Source organism: Curtobacterium sp. GD1 (genome assembly GCF_020882855.1).
Taxonomy (GTDB): domain Bacteria; phylum Actinomycetota; class Actinomycetes; order Actinomycetales; family Microbacteriaceae; genus Curtobacterium.
In genome coordinates this window covers 1-20061 of record NZ_JAFEVQ010000032.1, presented here as the reverse complement: position 1 = coordinate 20061, position 20061 = coordinate 1, and the positions used below count along the sequence as shown (strand labels likewise).

Annotated in this window: 20 protein-coding genes and 1 pseudogene; 10 read left to right on the top strand and 11 right to left on the bottom strand. The window is 71.1% G+C overall.

From position 1 onward, the window contains the following. Window positions 1–91: 91 nt before the first annotated feature. Entirely contained in the window at window positions 92–247 is a 156-nt protein-coding gene (locus JSX79_RS15425) for a hypothetical protein (protein ID WP_156794753.1), read from the top strand. 72 nt (window positions 248–319) lie between these two features. Here the strand turns inward: JSX79_RS15425 and JSX79_RS15420 are convergent, their stop codons facing one another. From JSX79_RS15420 to JSX79_RS15405, 4 genes are all read right to left on the bottom strand, one after another. Then, window positions 320–1168, bottom strand: a complete 849-nt coding sequence (locus tag JSX79_RS15420; protein WP_083295042.1) for a carbohydrate ABC transporter permease — start codon at window positions 1166–1168, stop codon at window positions 320–322. Continuing rightward, a complete protein-coding gene (locus tag JSX79_RS18755) occupies window positions 1168–2139 on the bottom strand; it encodes a carbohydrate ABC transporter permease (RefSeq protein WP_175495965.1) in 972 nt (323 codons plus the stop codon). Before JSX79_RS18755 ends, JSX79_RS15420 begins: the two co-directional genes overlap by 1 nt. After that, entirely contained in the window at window positions 2136–3455 is a 1320-nt protein-coding gene (locus JSX79_RS15410) for an ABC transporter substrate-binding protein (protein ID WP_070416823.1), read from the bottom strand. Before JSX79_RS15410 ends, JSX79_RS18755 begins: the two co-directional genes overlap by 4 nt. 267 nt (window positions 3456–3722) lie before the next feature. Further along, a complete protein-coding gene (locus JSX79_RS15405; RefSeq protein WP_175473725.1) occupies window positions 3723–4739 on the bottom strand; it encodes a LacI family DNA-binding transcriptional regulator in 1017 nt (338 codons plus the stop codon). Window positions 4740–4894: 155 nt separating this feature from the next. Between JSX79_RS15405 and JSX79_RS15400 the strand changes: the two genes are divergently transcribed. The 9 genes from JSX79_RS15400 (at window position 4895) to JSX79_RS15360 (ending at window position 14231) form a co-directional block, all read left to right on the top strand. Then, entirely contained in the window at window positions 4895–6127 is a 1233-nt protein-coding gene (locus tag JSX79_RS15400; RefSeq protein ID WP_229086965.1) for a sugar ABC transporter substrate-binding protein, read from the top strand. A 62-nt stretch (window positions 6128–6189) separates the two neighbouring features. Then, window positions 6190–7140, top strand: a complete 951-nt coding sequence (locus JSX79_RS15395; RefSeq protein WP_374475616.1) for a carbohydrate ABC transporter permease — start codon at window positions 6190–6192, stop codon at window positions 7138–7140. Continuing rightward, complete coding sequence (locus JSX79_RS15390; protein WP_229086959.1) at window positions 7137–8027, top strand: carbohydrate ABC transporter permease; 891 nt, start codon at window positions 7137–7139, stop codon at window positions 8025–8027. The genes JSX79_RS15395 and JSX79_RS15390 overlap by 4 nt, the downstream gene beginning before the upstream one ends. A 58-nt stretch (window positions 8028–8085) precedes the next feature. After that, window positions 8086–8886 carry a ThuA domain-containing protein gene (locus JSX79_RS15385; protein ID WP_229086957.1) on the top strand — a complete coding sequence of 267 codons (801 nt, stop codon included), beginning with the start codon at window positions 8086–8088 and terminating at the stop codon, window positions 8884–8886. After that, complete coding sequence (locus tag JSX79_RS15380; protein ID WP_229086956.1) at window positions 8883–9995, top strand: Gfo/Idh/MocA family protein; 1113 nt, start codon at window positions 8883–8885, stop codon at window positions 9993–9995. The genes JSX79_RS15385 and JSX79_RS15380 overlap by 4 nt, the downstream gene beginning before the upstream one ends. A gap of 145 nt (window positions 9996–10140) precedes the next feature. Continuing rightward, a complete protein-coding gene (locus tag JSX79_RS18750; RefSeq protein ID WP_229086954.1) occupies window positions 10141–11544 on the top strand; it encodes a sensor histidine kinase in 1404 nt (467 codons plus the stop codon). Continuing rightward, window positions 11541–12158 carry a response regulator transcription factor gene (locus tag JSX79_RS15370; RefSeq protein ID WP_229086952.1) on the top strand — a complete coding sequence of 206 codons (618 nt, stop codon included), beginning with the start codon at window positions 11541–11543 and terminating at the stop codon, window positions 12156–12158. The genes JSX79_RS18750 and JSX79_RS15370 overlap by 4 nt, the downstream gene beginning before the upstream one ends. An 85-nt stretch (window positions 12159–12243) precedes the next feature. Then, on the top strand, window positions 12244–13125 hold the full coding sequence (locus JSX79_RS15365; protein ID WP_229086950.1) for a hypothetical protein: 882 nt from the start codon (window positions 12244–12246) through the stop codon (window positions 13123–13125). A 116-nt stretch (window positions 13126–13241) separates the two neighbouring features. Then, on the top strand, window positions 13242–14231 hold the full coding sequence (locus tag JSX79_RS15360) for a carboxypeptidase-like regulatory domain-containing protein (RefSeq protein WP_229086949.1): 990 nt from the start codon (window positions 13242–13244) through the stop codon (window positions 14229–14231). Window positions 14232–14244: 13 nt separating this feature from the next. Here the strand turns inward: JSX79_RS15360 and JSX79_RS15355 are convergent, their stop codons facing one another. The 7 genes and pseudogenes from JSX79_RS15355 to JSX79_RS15325 form a co-directional block, all read right to left on the bottom strand. Beyond that, complete coding sequence (locus tag JSX79_RS15355; RefSeq protein ID WP_229086947.1) at window positions 14245–14748, bottom strand: AAA family ATPase; 504 nt, start codon at window positions 14746–14748, stop codon at window positions 14245–14247. A 46-nt stretch (window positions 14749–14794) separates the two neighbouring features. After that, a complete protein-coding gene (locus JSX79_RS15350) occupies window positions 14795–15400 on the bottom strand; it encodes a pyridoxal 5'-phosphate synthase (protein ID WP_229086945.1) in 606 nt (201 codons plus the stop codon). After that, window positions 15397–16239 carry a creatininase family protein gene (locus JSX79_RS15345; RefSeq protein WP_229086942.1) on the bottom strand — a complete coding sequence of 281 codons (843 nt, stop codon included), beginning with the start codon at window positions 16237–16239 and terminating at the stop codon, window positions 15397–15399. Before JSX79_RS15345 ends, JSX79_RS15350 begins: the two co-directional genes overlap by 4 nt. Next, a complete protein-coding gene (locus JSX79_RS15340; RefSeq protein ID WP_229086939.1) occupies window positions 16236–17600 on the bottom strand; it encodes an FAD-binding oxidoreductase in 1365 nt (454 codons plus the stop codon). Before JSX79_RS15340 ends, JSX79_RS15345 begins: the two co-directional genes overlap by 4 nt. A gap of 117 nt (window positions 17601–17717) precedes the next feature. Continuing rightward, window positions 17718–18905 (bottom strand): ABC transporter substrate-binding protein, encoded by a 1188-nt coding sequence (locus JSX79_RS15335; RefSeq protein WP_229086937.1) that lies wholly within the window; start codon window positions 18903–18905, stop codon window positions 17718–17720. A gap of 68 nt (window positions 18906–18973) precedes the next feature. After that, a complete protein-coding gene (locus tag JSX79_RS15330; protein ID WP_071295296.1) occupies window positions 18974–19843 on the bottom strand; it encodes an ABC transporter permease in 870 nt (289 codons plus the stop codon). Further along, window positions 19843–20061, bottom strand: a pseudogene (locus JSX79_RS15325) (ABC transporter ATP-binding protein); the annotation flags it as partial. The pseudogene JSX79_RS15325 and the gene JSX79_RS15330, both read right to left, overlap by 1 nt.

Genomic DNA, 20061 nt, shown 5'->3' with positions numbered 1-20061 from the left:
TACCTATCTTGCCGGACGGACGGGCCACGCACCCGTACCGTCACGATCGGATGCCCCCGATCGGGGGTACGACCACGAGCGGGGAGGAACCATGGGCAAGTACGAATCCCAGCAGGGCGTCGACCCGGTGCGCATCGAGACGTTCCGTCGGATGCGCAAGCGGTGGAAGTACGGCGAGCTGCAGGACGGTGCCGGCCTCTACGAGGACTTCTTCACGGACACCGCCCGCGACCCGCGTCGCCGCTGACGACGGGTCGCGATCGGACGGGAGGCGCGTGGCGGGTCCGCCACGCGCCTCCCGTCCCGTTCCGGGCCCGGCTCAGCCCTTCACCGCGCCCGACGTCAGGCCGGACACGATCGACCGGCGGAACACCAGCACGAGGATGACGATCGGCACCGTCGCCGCCACGCTCGCCGCGAAGATCTGGGCGAACGGCACGGTGAACTGCGTCCCGAACAGGGCGATCCCGACCGGGATCGTCCGGAACGAGTTCTCGCTGTTGAACGTCAGCGCCATCAGGAACTCGCTCCACGACGCCGTGAACGTGAACACCCCGACCGTGAAGAGCCCGGGCTTCGCCATCGGCAGGATCACGGAGAGCACCGTGCGCCAGGCTCCGGCACCGTCGATCTCGGAGGCCTCCTCGATCGTCGAGGGGATCCCGACGAGGTAGTTCCGCATGATCCAGATCGCGAAGGGCAGGTTGAACGCCACGTACGGCACGATCAGCCCCGGGTAGGAGTTCAGCAGCCCGAGGTTCCGCTCGAGCAGGTACAGCGGGGTCAGCACGGCGATCGCCGGGAACACCGAGAGCATGAGCAACGAGGTCATGATCGCCGTCCGCCCGCGGATCCACCGCCCGGCGAGCGCGTAGCCGGCGAGGAACGACAGCGCGAGCACGATCACCGTCGTCGACACCGACACGATGACGCTGTTCACCATGTACTGGCCGAGCGCGTTGTCGCGGAAGGCCACCACGAAGTTGTCGAGGGTGAACGACTGCGGGAAGGCGGTGGGCGGCGACTGCCCGATCTCGGACGCCGGCTTGAGCGACGTCGACACGAGCCAGTACAGCGGCAGCGCGGTCAGCACCGCGATGACGACACCACTGACGTTGACGGTGTTGACCCACTTCCGCCAGCCCTTGCGGACGCGTTGACGGGGCATCAGGCATCCCCTCCCTTCGCCTGGTTCCGGAACGCCCGGAGGAACAGCAGACACCCCGCCGCGACGATGATCGCCGTGGACGTCGCGATCGCCGCACCGGGGCCGATGTTGATGTCCTGGAAGAGCACCTTGTAGCCCATGATCGCGAGCGACTGGGTGGCGGTGCCCGGGCCGCCGTTCGTCAGCACGAACGGCAGGTCGAACACGCCGAACGCCTGCAGGATGCGGAACAGCACCGCGATCGTCAGGGTCGGCGTGAGCTGCGGGAGCACCACCCGCCAGAACGTCTGCCAGGTGCTCGCGCCGTCGAGCTCGGCCGCCTCGTAGTGGTCCTCGGAGATCTGCACGAGCCCCGCGAGCAGGATGATCGCCACGAACGGCGTCGTCTTCCAGATGTCCGCGACCATCAGCCCGGTGATCGCGGGCACCGGTTCGCCGAGGATCACCGGGGCCTCGCCGAAGAGCCCGAAGAACCAGGTCGCGACGCCGTAGGTCGAGTCGTAGATGTACTTCCAGAGCTGCGCGTTCACGATCGTGACGAGCGACCACGGGATGAGCATCAGCGCCAGCATCCATCCCCGGGTCGCCCCGAGCCGCTCGAGCACGAGGGCCACGAGCATGCCGAGCACGAGCTCGACGAACACCGTCACGACCGTGTACAGCACGGTGAACCCGAGCGCTCGGTACCAGTCCGCGCTCTGCAGCAGGGCCGCGTAGTTGCCGAGGCCGAACGACCGGATCGTGAACCCCTCGTAGCCGACCTCGACGTCCGCGAAGCTCAGGACGATCGAGTAGACCACCGGGAAGATCGTCACCGCCGCGACGACCAGGAGCGCCGGGGCCGCGAAGCCCCACGCACCCCGCGCACGGATGCGGTCGAGCCGCGACCGCCCGCTGAGGCGGGGCGGCGGGTCGAGGCGACCCGCGCCTCCTGGACGGGTCGACGACCGCGTCACGGTGCCGGCGCTCACAGTGCCTCACCCTTCAGGGCCAGCGCGATGGCCGACGCCATCGTGCTCGTGCCGCCGTCGACGGACGCCTGGCCGCCGAGGATGCTGTTGCCGTTCTGGTAGACGCCCTGCGAGACCTTCGGGTAGTAGGCCGTCGACGTCGGACGGGGCACGAGCGTGATGCCCGCGGCGGTGTCGTACGTCGGTCGCTGCTGGCGCTTCGCGTCCTGGCTCGTGAGCGACTCGCTCCGGGCCGGCAGGACCCCGCCCTCGCGGGTGAGGAACTGCTGCGCCGTCTCGCTCGACATCCAGCTCGCGAACGTCAGCGCTGCTGCCGGCTGCTGCGTGTGCGGGTTGATGTAGTTGCCCCACCCGCCGATGGTCGAGTGGTGCTCGTCCTGCCCGTCGAAGGTCGGCCGCGCCGCGAGTCCGACCTTGCCGGCGACCTGGCTGTCCGGCCCGTTCGCGATGCCCCACGCGTACGACCAGTTGCGGAGGAACGCCGCTCGGCCGCCCGAGAACGCGTCGTTCGTGTCCTGCTCCTGGTACGTCAGGGTGGCGCGTGGGCTGGCGCCGTCGGTGATGAGGGACCGCATGAACTCGAACGCGCGCTTCGTCTCCGAGCTCGTGGTCTCGGGTCTCGTCAGGTCGTCGTTCAGCAGCGAGCCGCCGGCGTCCGCGACGAACTCGGTGACGTTGCAGGTGAGTCCCTCGTACACGTCGCCCTGGAACGCGAACCCGTAGCTGACGTCGCCGGTGTCGACGAGCTTCGCCGCCGTCTCGCGCACTTCCTCCCACGACCCCGGGACCTGCAGGGAGTGCTTGGCGAGGAGGTCCTTCCGGTACAGGAAGAACGACTCGTCGATGTAGAGCGGGAACATGTAGTACGTGCCGTCGACGCTCGCGGCCTGCCGGAGCCCCTCGGGGAACTGGTCGAAGAAGTCCGCGCCGACGAGCTCGTTCACCGGGGTCGCGAGCTTGTTCTTCGCGAACTGCCCGGGCCACGCGACGTCCCCGAGGTAGACGTCCGGGGTGCTGCTGCCCGCGGCGATCTGGGTCGTCAGGCTGGTGCGGTTCGTGTCGGTGTCGCTCGGGGCGCTCACGATGCGCACCCGGATGTTCGGGTGCTCCTTCTGGAACTCGGCGATGAGCCGGCGCCGCAGGTCGCCGCCGTCCTTCGAGGCCACCTGCCCCGCCCACCAGCTGATCGTGACGTCACCCTCGGGAGGGTCGGTCGGCCACTCCTGGACCGTGGTGCGCTCGGGTCGGGTGGAGCAGCCGGCGAGCAGCAGCACCCCCGCTCCCCCGAGCAGGAACATCCTGCGGTCGATCGCCATCCCGTCCTCCTCGACGTCCCCTGGTGCGAACCTGTACGTCCACACAACCAACGCACCCTGGGTGCCCGGTGGGTGCGACGCCGTGCGGTGGCGCGCGCGGGTCGGACGGGAGGCGCGGTGCGGGGCCGACCCGCGCCTCCCGTCCGTCGGGTGGTCGCGTCCGCGCGGCGACGCGACCCTTCGCGCTGGGCGACAGTTCACGGGTCCCGCCGCGCGTGAACTGTCGTCCAGCGCGAAACCTCACCCGCCGCGCGCCCTGCGCGCCGGTCAGGCGGGCGCGGGCGCCGTCGACTCGGCCGTGCGGAGTGTGCACGGCAGCAGGAAGTGCGGCAGCTCGTCGGACTTCCCGTCGAGCTGGTCGATGAGCGCGTCCGCCGCACGGGTCCCGAGCTCGCGCCCCGGAGCCACCATCGTCGACAGCCGCGGGTAGTGCTGGTCGGCGTTGGCCTCGGACGAGGCGATGCTGAGCACCGAGACGTCCTCCGGTACCCGGCGCCCGGCCGCGTACAGGCCGACGAGCAGCCCGGCGGAGGAGTCGTCCTTCATCACGAGCACGGCGGTCACGCCGGGGTCGAGCGCGAGCATCTCGCTCGCCGCGGCACGTCCGCCGTCGCTCCCCGGACCCGCGGTGACCACGGTGCCGCCGAGTCCCCGCGCGGCCGTCACCTGCCGGAAGGTGGCCTCGGCGCGGAGGTGCGGCGCGTAGCCGGCCATCGGCGTGCCCTCGAGGTCCTCGAGCACGAGCGCGAACCGCCGGTGCCCGAGCGACTGCAGGTGGTCGATGCTCGACTCGATCGTGGTCTCGAAGTCGATGTCGACGAACGGCAGACCACTGCTGTCCCGGGTGCGGCCGATGAGCGTGAACGGGACGTCGAGCGCGGTGAGGACGGCGACGCGGGGGTCGTCCATCCGCACCTCCATGAGGATCACACCGTCGACGAGGCCCCCGGAGACGAGGTCGTCGAGGTCGTCGCCGGCGGGGTCGACCGGCCAGAGCACGAGGTGGTACCCGCGCTCGGACGCCCGCTCGGCAGCGCTCATGAAGAACTGCGAGGTGGTCGGGCTGAAGCGGTTGCCGGTGGTCGGGAACAGCAGCGCGATGATCCGGGTGCGGCGGCTCGCGAGCGCCCGAGCGACGACGTTGCCGCGGAACTTCAGCTCGCGCATCGCCGCCTGCACGCGGGCGGTCGTCGCGGGGGTGACGTACTTCGTGCCGTTCACGACGAAGGACACGGTGGCGATCGACACACCCGCCCGATCGGCGACCTGCTGCATCGTGGCCATGCCGCTCAGCCTACCGTCCGGGATGCGAAAAAAGCGCTTTACAGGTGAAGCGCTTTTCTGTTAGCTTCTCGCCCCAAGGAACACAGCGACGATGACGTCAGCGGATTCGTGGTTGCGCGCCTGCCCCCTGCATCCGTCAAGAGAAGAGCTCTGCAATGAAGCAAAGATTCCCCTCCCCGTCGCGCCGGACCCGCGCCCTCGTCGGCGCGGTCGCCGTGCTCGCCACGATCCCCCTGGTCCTCACCGGGTGCTCCGGTTCCGGATCGGGCTCGTCCGGTGGGAGCAAGGCCCTGACGATCGAGGACTACTACGACGCGACCTACAACCCCGTGTACAAGCAGTGCGCGAAGGAGGTCGACGCGACGGTCACGATCAACCACGTCGCCGGTGCCGGTCTGATCTCGAAGGTGCTGCAGCAGGCATCCTCGCGGACCCTGCCCGACGTGCTCATGCTCGACAACCCCGACGTGCAGCAGATCGCGGCCTCCGGGGCACTCTCCGACCTCAGCGACTACGGCCTCAGCGCCGAGGGTGACGTCCCCGGCGTGAAGGCGGCGAGCACCTACAAGGGCAAGCTCTACGGCCTGCAGTCGAACACGAACTCCATCGCGCTCTACTACAACAAGAAGCTGCTGGCGGACGCCGGCGTGCAGCCGCCCAAGACCTGGGACGAGCTGAAGGCCGCCGCGAAGAAGCTCACCTCCGGGTCCACGTACGGCTTCGCGATGAGCAACATCAACACCTACGAGGGCACCTGGCAGTTCCTGCCGTTCTTCTGGTCGAACGGCGGTGACGAGAAGGACATCGCGACGCCCGAGGCCGCGCAGGCCCTGCAGCTCGTCGAGGACCTGCAGAACGACGGCTCGATGTCGAAGAGCTCGATCAACTGGGCCCAGGCCGACGTGAACAGCCAGTTCCTCGCCGGCAAGGCCGCGATGATGATCAACGGCCCGTGGCAGCTGCCCGCCCTGAACGCGAAGAAGGGCCTCGAGTTCGACAGCGTGCCGATCCCGACCCGCACCGGCTCCGAGACCGTCGCACCGCTCGGCGGCGAGGCGTTCACCGTCCCGCAGACCGGCGACAAGGACAAGATGCAGCTCGCCGCCAAGTTCGTCGGCTGCCTCCACTCGGAGAAGACGCAGAAGGCCCTCTCCGAGGTGAGCGGCAACGTGCCGACGAACCTCGAGGCCGGCGCCGCATGGGCGTCCGACCACCCGCAGGTGGCCTCGTTCGTCACGACCGTGAAGACCGCCCGGGCCCGCACCGGTGAGCTCGGACCGGACTGGCCCAAGGCCGCGACGAAGATCTACACCGCCGTCCAGCTCGCCCTGACGGGCAAGGCCGACCCCGAGGCAGCGCTCAAGCAGGCGCAGTCCCAGAGCCAGTAGTGCACGAGGGAGCCGGCCACCCGGCCGGCTCCCTCCCCACCCTCGGAAGGAGCGGTTCCGGCATGAGCGCCACGACACAGACCCGACCACGGACCCAGGCGTCCGTCCCACCACCACGACCCGGCCAGCGCCGCGCACGCATGCGGATCGGGATCACCCGATGGCTCTTCGTCATCCCGGCCGCACTCTTCGTGGCCGTGTTCTTCGGCTACCCGGTCGTGAAGAACATCATCATGTCCTTCCAGGACTACACGACCAAGACCTTCTTCACGGGCGAGGCCCCGTGGGTCGGGCTCGGCAACTACATCCAGGTGTTCCAGAGCTCGGTCTTCGCGACGAGCGTCGTGAACACCGCGCTGTTCACCGCCGGCTCGATCATCCTGCAGTTCGTGATCGGCCTCGCCCTCGCACTGTTCTTCCGGCGGCACTTCCCGCTGTCGGGGTTCCTGCGCGGACTCCTCCTCCTGCCGTGGCTGCTCCCGCTGATCGCGTCCAGCGCGGTCTGGAAGTGGCTCCTCGACCAGGACAGCGGCGCGCTCAACCAGCTCCTCGGCCTGGTCGGCATCGCCCCGGTGCCGTGGCTGGTCAGCCCGAGCCTCGCCCTCATCGCCGTCATCGGCGTGAACGTCTGGCTCGGCATCCCCTTCAACACGACGATCCTCTACAGCGGGCTGCAGTCCGTGCCGCCGGAGCTGTACGAGGCCGGCGCGCTCGACGGCGCCACGGGCTTCAAGGCGTTCTGGTACATCACCTGGCCGAGCATCCGGAGCGTGGTGAGTGTCGTGATCGTGCTCGGGGTCGTCTACACGCTGAAGGTCGTGGACATCATCCTCGGCCTCACCGGTGGCGGCCCGGCGAACTCCACGCAGACCCTGGCCACGAACGCCTACCACCAGTCCTTCATCAACTTCCAGTTCGGCATCGGAGCCGCCGTGAGCAACGTGCTCATCGTCGTCTCGTTCGTCTTCGCGATGGTCTACATCGCGATCTCCAGGAAGGCGGTCGACGAATGAGCGTCGGACTCGCGAACCAGACCGTCACCGCCACCCGGGCGATCACCACGAAGCGCAGTGCACGGGTCCCCGGACCGAAGCGCGGCGTCAAGGGCATCCCGCTCACGATCCTCGGCTGCGTGTTCCTCGCGATCATGGTGTTCCCCGTCTACTGGATGGTGAACACGAGCCTGCAGGCCACGTCCGGGGCCGCCACCGCGACCTGGTTCCCGTTCTCCCCTACCTTCCGCGGGTACGAGACGGCGTTCGCCCAGCAGGGGCAGAACTTCCTGTCGAGCATGATCATCGGCCTCGGCACCGTCGTGCTCACCCTGGCGATCGCGACCCCGGCCGCCTACGGGCTGGCTCGGTTCAAGATGCGCGGCACCCGGGTGTTCCTGCTCGTGCTGCTCATCACGCAGATGATCCCGGCGATCGTCATCGCGAACGCGCTCTACACGCTGTTCAACAACGTCGGGCTGCTGAACAGCTACATCGGGCTGATCCTGGCCGACAGCGCCGTCCAGGTGCCGTTCGCCGTGCTGCTCATGCGTGCGTTCATGGAGTCGATCCCGCCGAGCCTGGTCGAGGCCGCGCTCGTCGACGGCGCGAACGACTTCCGGGCGTTCATCTCGATCGTCCTGCCCATCAGCCGGAACGCCATCGTCACGGCGGCGCTCTTCACGTTCCTCGGCGCCTGGGGTGACTTCCTCATCGCGCTCACCCTGACGTCGACGACCGCGGTCCGGCCGATCACGCTCGGCATCTACAACTACATCGGTTCGAACGTCACCGACTGGGGGCCCGTCATGGCGACGTCGGTCCTCGCGTCGCTGCCGGCGGCCGTGCTGCTCATCGTCGCCCAGCGGTACATCTCCGCCGGCGCACTCGGCGGCGCCGTCAAGTGACGACAGCCCACGCCGGGCGGCCGGCGACGACCACGAACCCCAGCCAGAAAGGCACACCATGACCACCACCCCGCTGCGCATCACCGTCTGGGGCGAGAACGTCCACGAGCAGGTCGAGCAGCACGTCGCCGAGCGGTACCCCGACGGCATGCACGGCGCCATCGCCGACGGCATCCGCGAGAACCTCCCGGACGCCGTCGTCCGCACCGCCACGATGCAGGAGCCCGAGCACGGCCTCACCGACGAGGTCCTCGCCCAGACCGACGTCCTCACCTGGTGGGGCCACGCCGCGCACCAGGACGTGGACGACGCCGTCGTCGACCGCGTGCACAAGCACGTCCTGTCCGGCATGGGCCTCGTCGTGCTGCACTCCGGCCACTGGTCGAAGATCTTCGGGAAGCTGATGGGCACGACCTGCACGCTCCGGTGGCGCAGCGAGCACGACCAGGAGCTCGTCTGGACCGTGAACCCGCAGCACCCCATCACGCGCGGCGTCCCGAACCCGATCGTCATCCCCGAGCAGGAGATGTACGGCGAGTACTTCGACGTCCCGACCCCCGACGAGCTCGTGTTCATCTCGGGCTTCACCGGCGGCGAGGTGTTCCGGAGCGGCATGACCTACCGCCGCGGTCTCGGGAGGATCTTCTACTTCTCCCCCGGCGACCAGGACTTCCCCGTGTACCACCACAAGGACGTCCGACGCGTGATCGCGAACGCCACCGAGTGGGCGCGGCCGGAGCGTGAGCGGGAGATCCCGACGCTGCGCCGGTACGACCTCGGCGAGTACTTCGACGGCCAGCACTACCGCGGCCCGTTCGACGACGCACCGGTCGAGGAGCACGAAGGGGCACAGGCATGACCCTCCGCGTCGTGCAGGTCGGCGCCGGCGGCATGGGCCGCGCCTGGCTCGCCACCGTCGCGGCCGACCCGGACGTCGAGCTGGTCGGCATCGTCGACCTCGACCTCGACGCCGCCCGTGCCGGTGCCGCGGTCGCCGGCGACCCGACGATCCCCGTCGGCACCGACCTCACCGCCCTCGCCACCGAGACCGGTGCCGAGGCCGTCCTCGACATCACCGTCCCGGTCGCGCACCACCCCGTCACGCTCGAGGCCCTCCGCGCCGGACTCCCCGTCCTGGGCGAGAAGCCCGCGGCGCAGACGGTCGCCGAGGCACTGTCGCTCGCGGCCGCCGCCGAGGCCACCGGCAAGCTGTTCATGGTGTCGCAGTCCCGGCGGTACAACGACCACCTCGTCGCCTTCCGGCAGCACGTCCGTGGGCTCGGGGGCGTCGGCGGGCTGAGCACGCGCTTCGCCAAGGCCCCGCACTTCGGCGGCTTCCGCGAGGAGATGGACGACGTCCTCCTGCTCGACATGGCGATCCACGCGTTCGACTCCGCGCGCTACGTGCTCGAGCGGGACCCGGTGTCGGTGTACTGCGAGTCGTGGAACCCGTCGTGGTCCTGGTACCGGGGCGACGCCGCGGCCGCCGCGGTCTTCACGTTCGAGGACGACGTTCGCTACGTGTACGACGGCTCGTGGTGCGCACCGGGTGCCGAGACCTCGTGGAACGGCGACTGGCGCGCCTCCGGACCCGCGGGCACGGCGCTGTGGGACGGTGACCACGACCCGTGGAGCGACCTCGACGGCACGCCGGGCGCACCGGACGCGGCCCCGAGCGTCGGCAACGAGATCGCCGGTGCCCTCGCGTCCTTCGTCCGTGCGGTCCGCTCCGGCGAGCGCCCCGACGGCGAGGTGCACGGCAACGTGATGAGCCTCACGATGGTGGACGCGGCGATCGCGTCCGCCCGCACCGGGCGGCGCATCGTCATCGACGAGGTCCTCGAGCAGGCCCACGCCACGGCGCTCGAGGTCGAGCAGGACGAAGCCATCCGCGAGCGGCTCGCGTCGTGGGGGTCGGTGCGCAGCGCGCTCGCGACGGGGTCGCCGGACACGGCCGCGCTCGGCTGAGCGACGCTGGCGGTCCAGGAGGCGCGGTGCGGCTCTCGACGCGACCGTCGCGCTGGGCGCGGTGCGGGTCGGACCCGCACCGCGCCTCCCGTCTGTCCGTCCACCGTGCGCACCGGCGGCGACCCGTCACCGTTACGGTGGCCGTGTGCGTGGACAACGGTCGTCGGACACCCCAGCGGCGGGGACCCCGCTGCTGCTCGTCGCGGCCGATCCCCGTCGTCGTACCGGACGGACGCCGTGGGGCCGGGTCCTCGTCGGTGTCGTGATCGCCGCCCTCGTCGGGGGCGCGGCAGTCGCCACGGCGGGCACGCTCGTCTCGCAGCGCATCGCGGAGGGCTTCGCCGTCCGTGACGCGACGTCGGACACCGCCGCACTGGCGCGGGTCGTCGTCGAACCGGCCCTGGTGGACGCGATCGCCGATCCCGACGCTCCCGAGTCCGAACGGGTCGCAGCGCGCGCACGACTGGCCGACGCGGTCGCCGGCGAGCTGCGGGCGGGCTCCGCGGTCCGGATGAAGCTCTGGGCGGCGGACGGGACGGTCCTGTGGTCCGACGAACCGCGGCTCGTCGGCGAACGGTTCCCGCTGGGCGACGAGGACCTCGAGGCGCTCGACACCGACCGGTCCGACGCCGAGGTGTCCGACCTCACCGAGCCCGAGAACCGCTACGAGCGCGGGCACGGTCCCCTGCTCGAGGCGTACCAGGCGGTCCACACCCCGTCCGGCCAGGCCCTGCTGTTCGAGGCGTACGAGCGGTACGACGACGTGGTCGCCCGGGCAGCCGACCTCCGCGGAGCGTTCGCCGCGCTCGCGTTCGGGACGGTCGCCGTCGTGCTCGCGCTGCTCGTGCCCCTGCTGCTCTGGCTCCTCCTCCGGATCCGGTCCGGGCAGCGCGCTCGGGAGCGCCTGCTCGGTCGTGCGCTCGACGCCGAGGCCGCCGAACGCCGACGGATGGCGGCGGACCTGCACGACGGCCCGGTGCAGGACGTCGCGGGCCTCGCCCTGTCGCTCGGGGCGGACCCCGCCACGACGGACGCCGCGGCCGCGCTCCGTCGGGCGGTGTCCTCGCTCCGCGGCTCGATGTCCGCGATCCGGCCCGCGGCGCCCGAGCGGGACGGCCTCGGTGCGGCGCTCGACGACGTGTGCGCACGGGCCCGCGCCGCCGGACTCACCACGAGCGTCCACGTGCCGGAGTCGGTCGACGCGTCACCGGCAGCCCTGCTCGCCGTCGTGCGGTTCGTCCGCGAGGCGGTCGCCAACGTCGTGACGCACGCGCACGCCTCGGTCGTCGACGTGCAGGTCGGTACCACCGGGCCCGGCCCGCGCGCCGACGCGGCTCCGGGCCGCGGGCTCGTCGTCACCGTGACGGACGACGGTGTCGGGTTCGATGCGACGCGCGCCACGGACCAGGACCGGCCGGGGCACCTCGGCACCACGCTCCTGCGCGAGATCGCCGAGGACACCGGCGGCTCCCTCGAACTCGACACCGCGCCCGGCGCCGGCACCACCTGGCGGCTGACCGTACCGGTCGACACCGAGGCACTGCGGTGAGGGTCCTCGTCGTCGACGACCACGCCCTCGTCCGGAGCGGGCTGAGCGCCGTGCTCGCGGCGACGGACGACTGCGAGGTCGTCGGCGAGGCCGCCACGGGCGAGGAGGGCGTCGCGCTCGCGCGGGAGCTCCACCCGGACGTCGTCGTGATGGACCTGTCGATGCCCGGTGCCGGCGGGGTCGCGGCCACGGCGGCGCTGCGGTCGGCGATGCCCGACGTCCGGGTGCTCGTCCTCACCACGTTCGCCGACGACGGGCGGGTCCGCGCTGCCCTCGCGGCCGGGGCGACCGGGTACCTGCTCAAGGACGCGGCCCCGGACGAGGTCGTCCGCGCCGTCCGCGCAGCAGCCCGCGACGAGACACCGATCGACCCCCGGGTCGCCCGGGCCCTGCTCCCCGGGGGCACCGCGGACACGAGCACCGACGTCCGACTGCCGCCACGCGAACGCGACGTCCTCGTCCGGATCGCCCGGGGCCTGTCGAACCGGCAGATCGCCACCGAACTCGGGATCGCCGAACGCACCGTGAAGGTCCACGCCGGCAGCCTCTTCCGGCGCATCGGGGTGGCCGACCGCACGAGCGCGGCGCTCTGGGGCAGGGACCACGGGTACTAGTACCAAGGTCCGATGGTGCGGTCCCGGTCGGGCGGCGACGATCGGTGTCGAGGGGTACGCACCCCAGCACACCAGGAGGCACACCATGTCCAGCACGCACCAGCGCCACGGGCGGCGCATCGGCATCGTCGCCGCGGTCACGGCCGGCGTCGTCGCCGCGGTCGCACTCGCCGGGGTGACCCCCGCGAACGCGTCCGGCAAGACCTCGACCGGCGGCGACTACGCCGTCACCGTGAACGGCACCACCACCAACCCCGCGGTCGGGAAGGACGTCAAGCTCAAGGACGTCGCCGTGTCGGGCACCATCGCGGTCCGCGGCAAGCACAACGGGTTCGACATCCGCCTCGCCGACCTCGGCGTGTACGACTACACGCTCACCGGCGCGCCCGACACCCAGCGGATGGTGACGAAGCCCACCGTCGTGTTCGCGTCGAAGGTCCCCTCGCTGACCGCCGCGCAGCTCGCCAGCACGAAGCTGTCCTCGCTCGAGGTCAAGGACGACACCCTCGTCGCGATCTTCGCCACCGGTGCCGGCAAGCTCAAGGTCCAGGCGAAGGACGGCGCGCAGGGCGGCATCTTCCAGATGGAGACCGAGTTCGCCCAGCCGGTGACGTTCACGCACACGCTCGGCGCCGGGCTCTTCTACTTCACCAACCCGTACACCGGGAAGATCAACTTCGGCGACGGCACCCCCGCGGTGGCCTCCGGGAGCGGCGCGCACCAGATGCTGCTCGGCAAGGACAGCCCGCAGGTCGCGACGAAGACCTCGCAGACCGCGACCACGACGACGTGGACCGTCCAGCCCGGCGGGCGCATGGGCGGGGTGCTCGGCGAGGACGCCGTGGAGCTCTCGCAGGGTGCGACGAACTGCACGAGCCAGTGCCAGGCGCAGAACCAGGTCCGTGGCTCCCTGCCGGTGCCGCCGGACCCGGTGGACCCGCAGCCGCTGGTGGTCGCGGTCCGCTGACGCGGACGGAGAGCGCGGGAAGCACGGGAGGCGCGGTGCGGGTCGGACCCGCACCGCGCCTCCCGTGCGCGTACAGTCCCACGCAACACGTGGCTGGCGGGCGATCGGGGAACGCGATGCGACAGATCATCGGGACGACACTCATCATGGCGCTGGCAGCGGCCGCACTGATCGGTGTGGCGCCGCCGGCGAATGCGGCCGGGTCGGGCACGATCGCCGTGCAGCTCGCGACGCCGGACGGCACCCCGATCCGGCTGGCGGACGTCGAACTCGCCGCGATCGGCACCGACGCCGTCGTCGGGACCGCCACCACCGACATCGACGGCACCGCGACGTTCGCCGGCATCCCCGCCCCGGACACCGTGACGGTGACCACACGGCAACTCCCGCCGCACGGAACGGACACCTACGCCCCCGGACTCCGTTCGGACATCGCGGTCCGCGGTGGCACGACGGTCGCGGTGACCGTGCCGCTCGTCCGTGGCGCCACCGTGCAGGGTGGGGTGGTCGGCCCCTCGGGTCCCGCTGCCGGACGGCTGATGTACGCGTGGAACGAGGACACCTCGCAGGTGTTCCGGACGACCTCGGACAGCGCGGGACGGTACCGGTTCCTCGGGTTGAGCACCGGTCAGTACCGCATCGAGGCGTACGCCAGCGGCACGGCGTCGCCCGCCGTGTGGAAGACGCGGGTGTACCAGCAGCGGGGGACGCTCCCGGCGTCGCAGGTGACGTTGTCGCAGCACTACGCGCACAGCGACTACGACCTGGCCGTCTTCGCGAACACGGCGTCCCGCACCCCGTCGCCGAAGCTCAGTGGCGCGAGCGTCGTGGTGACGGAGGCGACGAGCGGGGCGTCGTTCTCGACCCGGTTCTCGACGCTGCTCGACGACGAGCAGACGGCCCAGTTCCAGATCCCCTCCGGGCAGTACGTGGTCGAGCTCCGGACGACGGCGACGACCACGACGCCGGCGGGTTCCCTGTGGCTCGGCCGTCCGGGAGGCGTGTACCGGTACGTGACCGACCGGGCGCAGGCCGTCCCGGTGAAGGTCGTGTTCGGCGGGTTCAACGGGTGGGGTGGAACGGTGCCGGAGGCAGCGTCGCGCTGACCGGCGACGTTCCTCACCCGGACGCGCCCGCGGACGACGCGATGGTGATCAGGTCGGACACCACCTCGTGCAGCGGTCGAGCCGCGTCGAGTTCGTGCGTGCATCCGGCACGGAGGAGCGGCTCCACCTCGACGAGATCCGTCTCGATCATCCGGCGCTCGAGCGCGGTCTTCCCGTAGGGGTTCGTCGTACGGCGCGCGACCCGATCGAGCATCACCTCGAGCGGAGCGCTCAGGAGCACGATCGCATCGAACCGATCGTAGAACTCGGACTGGTTCCGGACGCACCCCTGGACGAAGAGCGAGCGGTCGTCCACCGCGTCCAGGAGCCCGGAGATCTTCGCCTCGACCCACATCCACTCGCCCTGGTGCGCTTCGTCGGGTGGATCCGGCAGCGCCCGGTACTCGCGCCACCCGGGATCATCGGTGTCCACGACCCGGTAGCCGTGCGTCGCGAGCTCGATCAGCGCGGACGACTTCCCGGTTCCCGACATCCCGGTGATCAGCACCTTCGACACAGCACCACAATAGGACCGCACGAGCCTCCGGCGGTCCGTCGCGCGGTCACCCCGGCCAGGACTCCCGCGACCAGGACCCGTCCGCGCGCCGGTGGTAGGCGAGCCGGTTGCTCGCCGCGTCCGTCGCCCCGCGCCAGAACACCATCCGCACCGGTGTGAGTGCGAACCCCGCCCACGTGCTCGGCGGCTCGAGGTCCGTGCCGGCCCGTTCGCGGCCGAACGCCGCCCAGGCCTCCCGGCGCCGGGCCGGTGTGTCCGCAGCGGACGCGTGGTCGTTGACCCACGCGAGCACCTGCAGGTACCGCGTCCTGGCCGCGTAGGCCGCACGGGCCTCGTGGTCGGAGACGGGCGCCACGTCACCGACCACGACGAGCTGGCGCGCGGCCTCGGGCCAGTGCAGGGTCACCGCGGCACGGGGCACCGCCGCGAGTTCGGCGGCCTTGCGGCTGCGCGAGTCGGTGTGGAAGTGCAGGCGCTCCCCGTCGAACAGGGAGAGCAGGACCGTCCGGGCGTCGGGGTAGCCGTCGAGCCCGACGGTGGAGAGGGTCATGGTCGGACCCGGGGCGTCCGCCGCGGCGGGGAGCCACGATGCCGCGAGGGCCAACGGGTCCGTCGGCACGGACGCCTCGTCGACCCCTCGCGGCACGGTCACGAGACCGCAGCGTCGGCGGGGCGGACCACCGCCGGACGGCTCACCGCCGGGTCGAACCGTGCGATCTCGTGCAGCGACGCCACGGCCTCGGCGACCGAGTGCTCCCAGAGGACGGCACCGTACGACGCCGTCGCCCGGCTGGCGTCGCCGACGACCCCGGGGGTCCCGAAGTCGTCGGACAACCACCCGAACGACACCGGGCCGCCGTTGAAGGCGATCTTCTCGAAGCCGGCGATGTGCTCCGGCACCCATCGCTCCGCGAGCGACATGTCGACCAGGTCCGGGCGCAGGTGCAGGATCATCGACGTCTCCGCGGCGCCGCCGTGGATCCCCAGCCCGAGCTCGTCCGCGTCCTCGCCGTCCGGGCCGGGGACGCGCGCGAGGGTCGGCATGAGGAAGGTCTTCAACCCGTAGCGCTTCCGGATCTCACGCAGGGCGACCTGCAGCAGGGCGACGTTGCCGCCGTGCCCGTTGGCGAACACCAGGGTGCCGGCACCGGTGAGGGCGACCGCGCGACCGATCTGCACGGCGGTGTCGAACATCGTGTCGCTGTCGAGCCACACCGTGCCGGGCGCCCAGCTGTGCTCGTCGGACTTCGTGAACGACAGCGTCGGGAGCTGCCAGACGTCCAGTCCCTCGGCAGCGGCCTGCTCGACCGCCGCCCCACCGATGTGCTCGGCGAGCAGGTGGTCGGTCAGGAGCGGCAGGTGCGGGCCGTGGTGCTCGACGGCGCCGGTGGGCTGCACGACGATCGTGTCCGGCCCGAAGCCCGCAGCGACGGCAGGACCGGACAGTTCCGCGAGCCGACGCGAGCGGACCGTGCCGATGCCGGCGCTCACTTGCCGAACCCCGGGACGACGGGCTGCGCGGACGCGGTTGAGCCACCGCTGACCACGAGCGACGGGTCGATGACGTGCCCGGGGTTGAGCAGCCCCGCGGGGTCGGTGCGCTGCTTCAGCGCCACGAGCTCCTCGACGCCGTGGTCGACGTAGTACTGGTGCGGGCTGTGCACCCGGACGCCGAGTTCGCGGAGCACCGGGTAGCCGGCGTAGACGTCCTCGGCCCCGGTGTACGGCGCGGTGAGCATCCCGATCGGTCCGACGTGCGCGGCCTCGATGTGGAGCATGCCGCCGGGGTAGACGGCCTCGACCTCGGCGATCCGGTCGATGAGCGCCTCACCGCCGACCTCGACGTGGAAGTACTCGGTGTCGCTCGTGTTCCGCTTCAGCCACCAGATCGGGTGGTTGTACGACAGCATCGACACCTTCGTGGTCTGCTGCAGGCCCTCGCGGACGTCCAGGACCTCACCGCCGGCGGCCTCAATGCGTGCCCGCGCCTCGTCGACCACGACGTCGTCGATGATCGCTCGCAGGCTCGCCCGGTCGTCGGGGACGGCCAGGTCGGACGGCAGCGTCGCGGCGATCTCGGCGCGGTCGGCGCTCACGAGCCGCGGCACCGGGTCGAGTCCGCGCAGCGTGCGGACAGCGACGAGCGCGTCCTCGAAGGTGGGGAACGCCGCGTAGACGGCTCGCCACTCCTGCAGCGGCTCGAGCCGGACGGTGGCGCGGGCGATGACGCCGGCGGTGCCGTAGGTGTGCACGAACGGCTGCGCCTCGTCGCCCTCGACGTGCAGCAGCTCGTCGGCGCCGGGGAGCGCGACGTCGAGCGCCGTGACGAAGCCCTGCCAGTTCGACCCGTGCGCGATCGACCCGGTGCCGCCGGAACCGCCGGACAGGAAGCCGCCGATGGTCGACTGCGCGGTGGACGGGTACATCCAGAGCTGCTGGCCCGTGGCAGCGGCCGCCTGTTCCAGGGCGACCATGGACGCGCCGGCCTCGGCGGTGATCCAGCCGTCGCCGACCTCGACGACGGCGCGTGCCCGCGACGTGTCGAGGACCAGGCCGCCGTGCAGCGGGATGCCCTGGCCGTAGTTCCCGGTGCCCTTCCCGCGGGTGGTGACGGGGACGCCGTGCCGGACCGCGGCCTGCAGGGTGGCGGCGATGTCGTCGGCGCTGGCCGGCGACGCGACGAGGTCGGCGAGGCCGAGGGGCAGCTGCTCGCTGAGGATGGGACTCATGGTGGCCTCGTCGACGGAGGCGCGGGCCCGCGTGCGCTCGTCGGCGCTCACGCCGCGCTCACCGAGCAGTGCGACGAGCTCGGCGCGCAGCGCCTCGACGGAGGTGGGGGTGACGGTGGTCATGCTCACTCCTGGTGGGTGGGTGGTGCGGGGACGACGGACGGGAGGCGCGGGGCGGCGTGGCACCGCGCCTCCCGTCCGCTTGTTGGTCGGCTCCCGTCCGACGGGAGCCGACCGGTGTCAGGAACCCAGACCGATGGACTTGTCGAGGAACTCGTTCGTGTACAGGTCGGAGGGCTTCAGGCCGCTCTTGACGTCACCGGTGCCGGCGAAGACGGGCGTCGCCTTGGCGATGAAGTCCTGCATGCGCTGTTCGTCCATCGACCCGATGTAGCCGTCGGTGTCCTTCGCGAGGCCGAGCTTCACCATCTGGGCCGCGGCGAACGCGCCGACCTTCGAGTCGTAGGTCCAGCCGTTGTTGTACTGCTGCACGAGCTTCGTGATGAGGTCGTTCGTGGCGCCCGGGGCCTTCAGGTAGTCCACGTCGGCCTGCTGCATGACCGGCACGAGCTTCTGCAGGCACGGCTCGAGCTTCTTCAGGTCACCGGTACGGACCGACATCGCCTCGGGGTAGGGGTTCCACCCCGTGCTCGAGACGAGCGCGTAGTCCACCTTCTTGCCCCAGGCCGCGACCTGGTTCTGGTAGATGTACGGCTCGGCGGTCGCGAAGCCCTGCTGGGCGTCCTTGCCGCCTGCGGACACGAACTTCGACGGCGTGCCGTCGTAGCTGCCGTCGAGGACCTTCTTCGGCAGGATCCCGGACTGCTCCAGGTACGTCATGTAGGCGGCACCGTTGAAGTAGCGGACGACGCCGCCGTCCTTCTCGAGGGCCTTGCCGAGGCTCTTGATGCTGTCGACCTCCGGGTACGTCTTCGGGTCCCACATGATCGACATCGGGGACTGGTCGTTCTCGGCGAACACCGCCGTGGTGGGCAGGTTGCCGGAGAACTGCACCTGCTCGTCCGTGGACATGTACCCGAGGGTGATGTCCTTGTCCTGGTACATCTGCGATGCGACCTTGGTGTAGCCGATCGCCGGGCCGCCGGCACGGATCTCGAGCTTGACGCCGGTGCTCTTCCCGTTGGCGTAGAGGTCGCCGGTGACGGTCTTGCCGGAGGAGTCGATCACCGGGTTCGGGCCGAGCATCTGGTAGAGGTGGCCGTGCTCGCCCTCGGGGTTCCAGTCGGTCTGGACGACGACGGTCGCGGGGCACGCGCCGGCGAGGTCGACCTTGGGCCCGGAGGCGGTCGACGAGGTCGCGGCGGTCGTCCCGGTGCTGCCGGACGACCCCGCCGCGCAGCCGGTGAGGGCGATGGCGGTGGCGGCGAGGGCGGCGGTGGCGACGCCGAGGCGGGAGGTGGTGCGCATGGAGGCTCCGTTCGTGGTGCGGGTCTCGTGGTGCTGTGGTGGGAAGGGGTGTGGGTTCTGGGGGGGGATCAGCTGAAGTCGTGCCAGCGGCCGACGGCCAGGCGGCCGATCAGGCCGAACACGAGGAAGACGGCGACGCCGTAGAGCGAGGCGATCAGGATGGTCGCGTACAGCTCGGGGCCCATCAGGCGCGATGCGGTCACCTGGATGAGGACGCCGAGCCCGGGGTTGCCGCGCTGGAAGAACTGGTCGCCGACGATCGCCCCGATGACGCTCAGCCCGGCGGAGGTGCGCAGGCCGACGAAGATCGACGGCAGCGCGGCGGGGAACTGCAGCTTGACGAGCTGGGCGAACCGGCCGGCGCGCTGCAGCTGGAACAGCTCACGCTGCGCGCGGTCGGCGGACTGCAGTCCGAACAGCGTGTTCGACACCATCGGGAACAGCGCGATCATCACGGTGACGATCACGCGGCTGACGAACTCGTAGCCGAACAGGGCGCCGATGAGCGGCACGAGGGCGAGGATCGGCACGCACTGCAGCACCACGGCGTACGGGTACAGCGAGTTCTCGAGCCACTTCGCCTGCGCCATCGCCATCGCCCAGACGACGCCGATCACGATCGCGAAGCCGAGGCCGGTGAGCGAGACGACGGTGGTGCGTCCGAGGGCGGACCAGAGGTCGGAGCCGAACGTGGACGGCGACCCGTCCGGCATCGTCGGCGCGACGATCGCCTTCGCCACGAGGTGCGGGTACGGCACGAGGAAGGCCAGGCCGCGGACGTGGTCGTAGTACGCGGCCGCCGCGTACCAGATGCCGACGAGCACGGCGAGGACGACGACGGGCTGCCACCACGCGATGCCGCGGCGGGCCCGAGGAGCGGCGCGACGGGCGGCGGCCCGGACCGCGCGGGTCTCGGCGGCCTCCTGCAGGGTGACCATCAGCGGTGTCCTTCCCGGAGCGCGTGCGAGACCTCGCCGACCAGTTCGGCGAACTCGGGTGTGAAGCGGATGTCGGGGTCGCGGGGCATCGGGAACGGCACGTCGAACCGGCCGACGATGCTGCCGGGGCGCCCGGACATCACGATCACCTCGGTGGAGAGGTACACGGCCTCGGACACGGAGTGCGTGATGAAGAGCCCGGCGAACTGCTGCTCGAC

Coding starts and splice junctions, on each gene's coding strand:
- JSX79_RS15420 (WP_083295042.1), bottom strand. CDS start 1,168: ATGCCCCGTCAACGCGTCCGCAAGGGCTGGCGGAAGTGGGTCAACACC.
- JSX79_RS15365 (WP_229086950.1), top strand. CDS start 12,244: ATGTCCAGCACGCACCAGCGCCACGGGCGGCGCATCGGCATCGTCGCC.
- JSX79_RS15405 (WP_175473725.1), bottom strand. CDS start 4,739: ATGGCCACGATGCAGCAGGTCGCCGATCGGGCGGGTGTGTCGATCGCC.
- JSX79_RS15330 (WP_071295296.1), bottom strand. CDS start 19,843: ATGGTCACCCTGCAGGAGGCCGCCGAGACCCGCGCGGTCCGGGCCGCC.
- JSX79_RS15360 (WP_229086949.1), top strand. CDS start 13,242: ATGCGACAGATCATCGGGACGACACTCATCATGGCGCTGGCAGCGGCC.
- JSX79_RS15425 (WP_156794753.1), top strand. CDS start 92: ATGGGCAAGTACGAATCCCAGCAGGGCGTCGACCCGGTGCGCATCGAG.
- JSX79_RS15390 (WP_229086959.1), top strand. CDS start 7,137: ATGAGCGTCGGACTCGCGAACCAGACCGTCACCGCCACCCGGGCGATC.
- JSX79_RS15335 (WP_229086937.1), bottom strand. CDS start 18,905: ATGCGCACCACCTCCCGCCTCGGCGTCGCCACCGCCGCCCTCGCCGCC.
- JSX79_RS15385 (WP_229086957.1), top strand. CDS start 8,086: ATGACCACCACCCCGCTGCGCATCACCGTCTGGGGCGAGAACGTCCAC.
- JSX79_RS15410 (WP_070416823.1), bottom strand. CDS start 3,455: ATGGCGATCGACCGCAGGATGTTCCTGCTCGGGGGAGCGGGGGTGCTG.
- JSX79_RS15400 (WP_229086965.1), top strand. CDS start 4,895: ATGAAGCAAAGATTCCCCTCCCCGTCGCGCCGGACCCGCGCCCTCGTC.
- JSX79_RS15395 (WP_374475616.1), top strand. CDS start 6,190: ATGAGCGCCACGACACAGACCCGACCACGGACCCAGGCGTCCGTCCCA.
- JSX79_RS15380 (WP_229086956.1), top strand. CDS start 8,883: ATGACCCTCCGCGTCGTGCAGGTCGGCGCCGGCGGCATGGGCCGCGCC.
- JSX79_RS15340 (WP_229086939.1), bottom strand. CDS start 17,600: ATGACCACCGTCACCCCCACCTCCGTCGAGGCGCTGCGCGCCGAGCTC.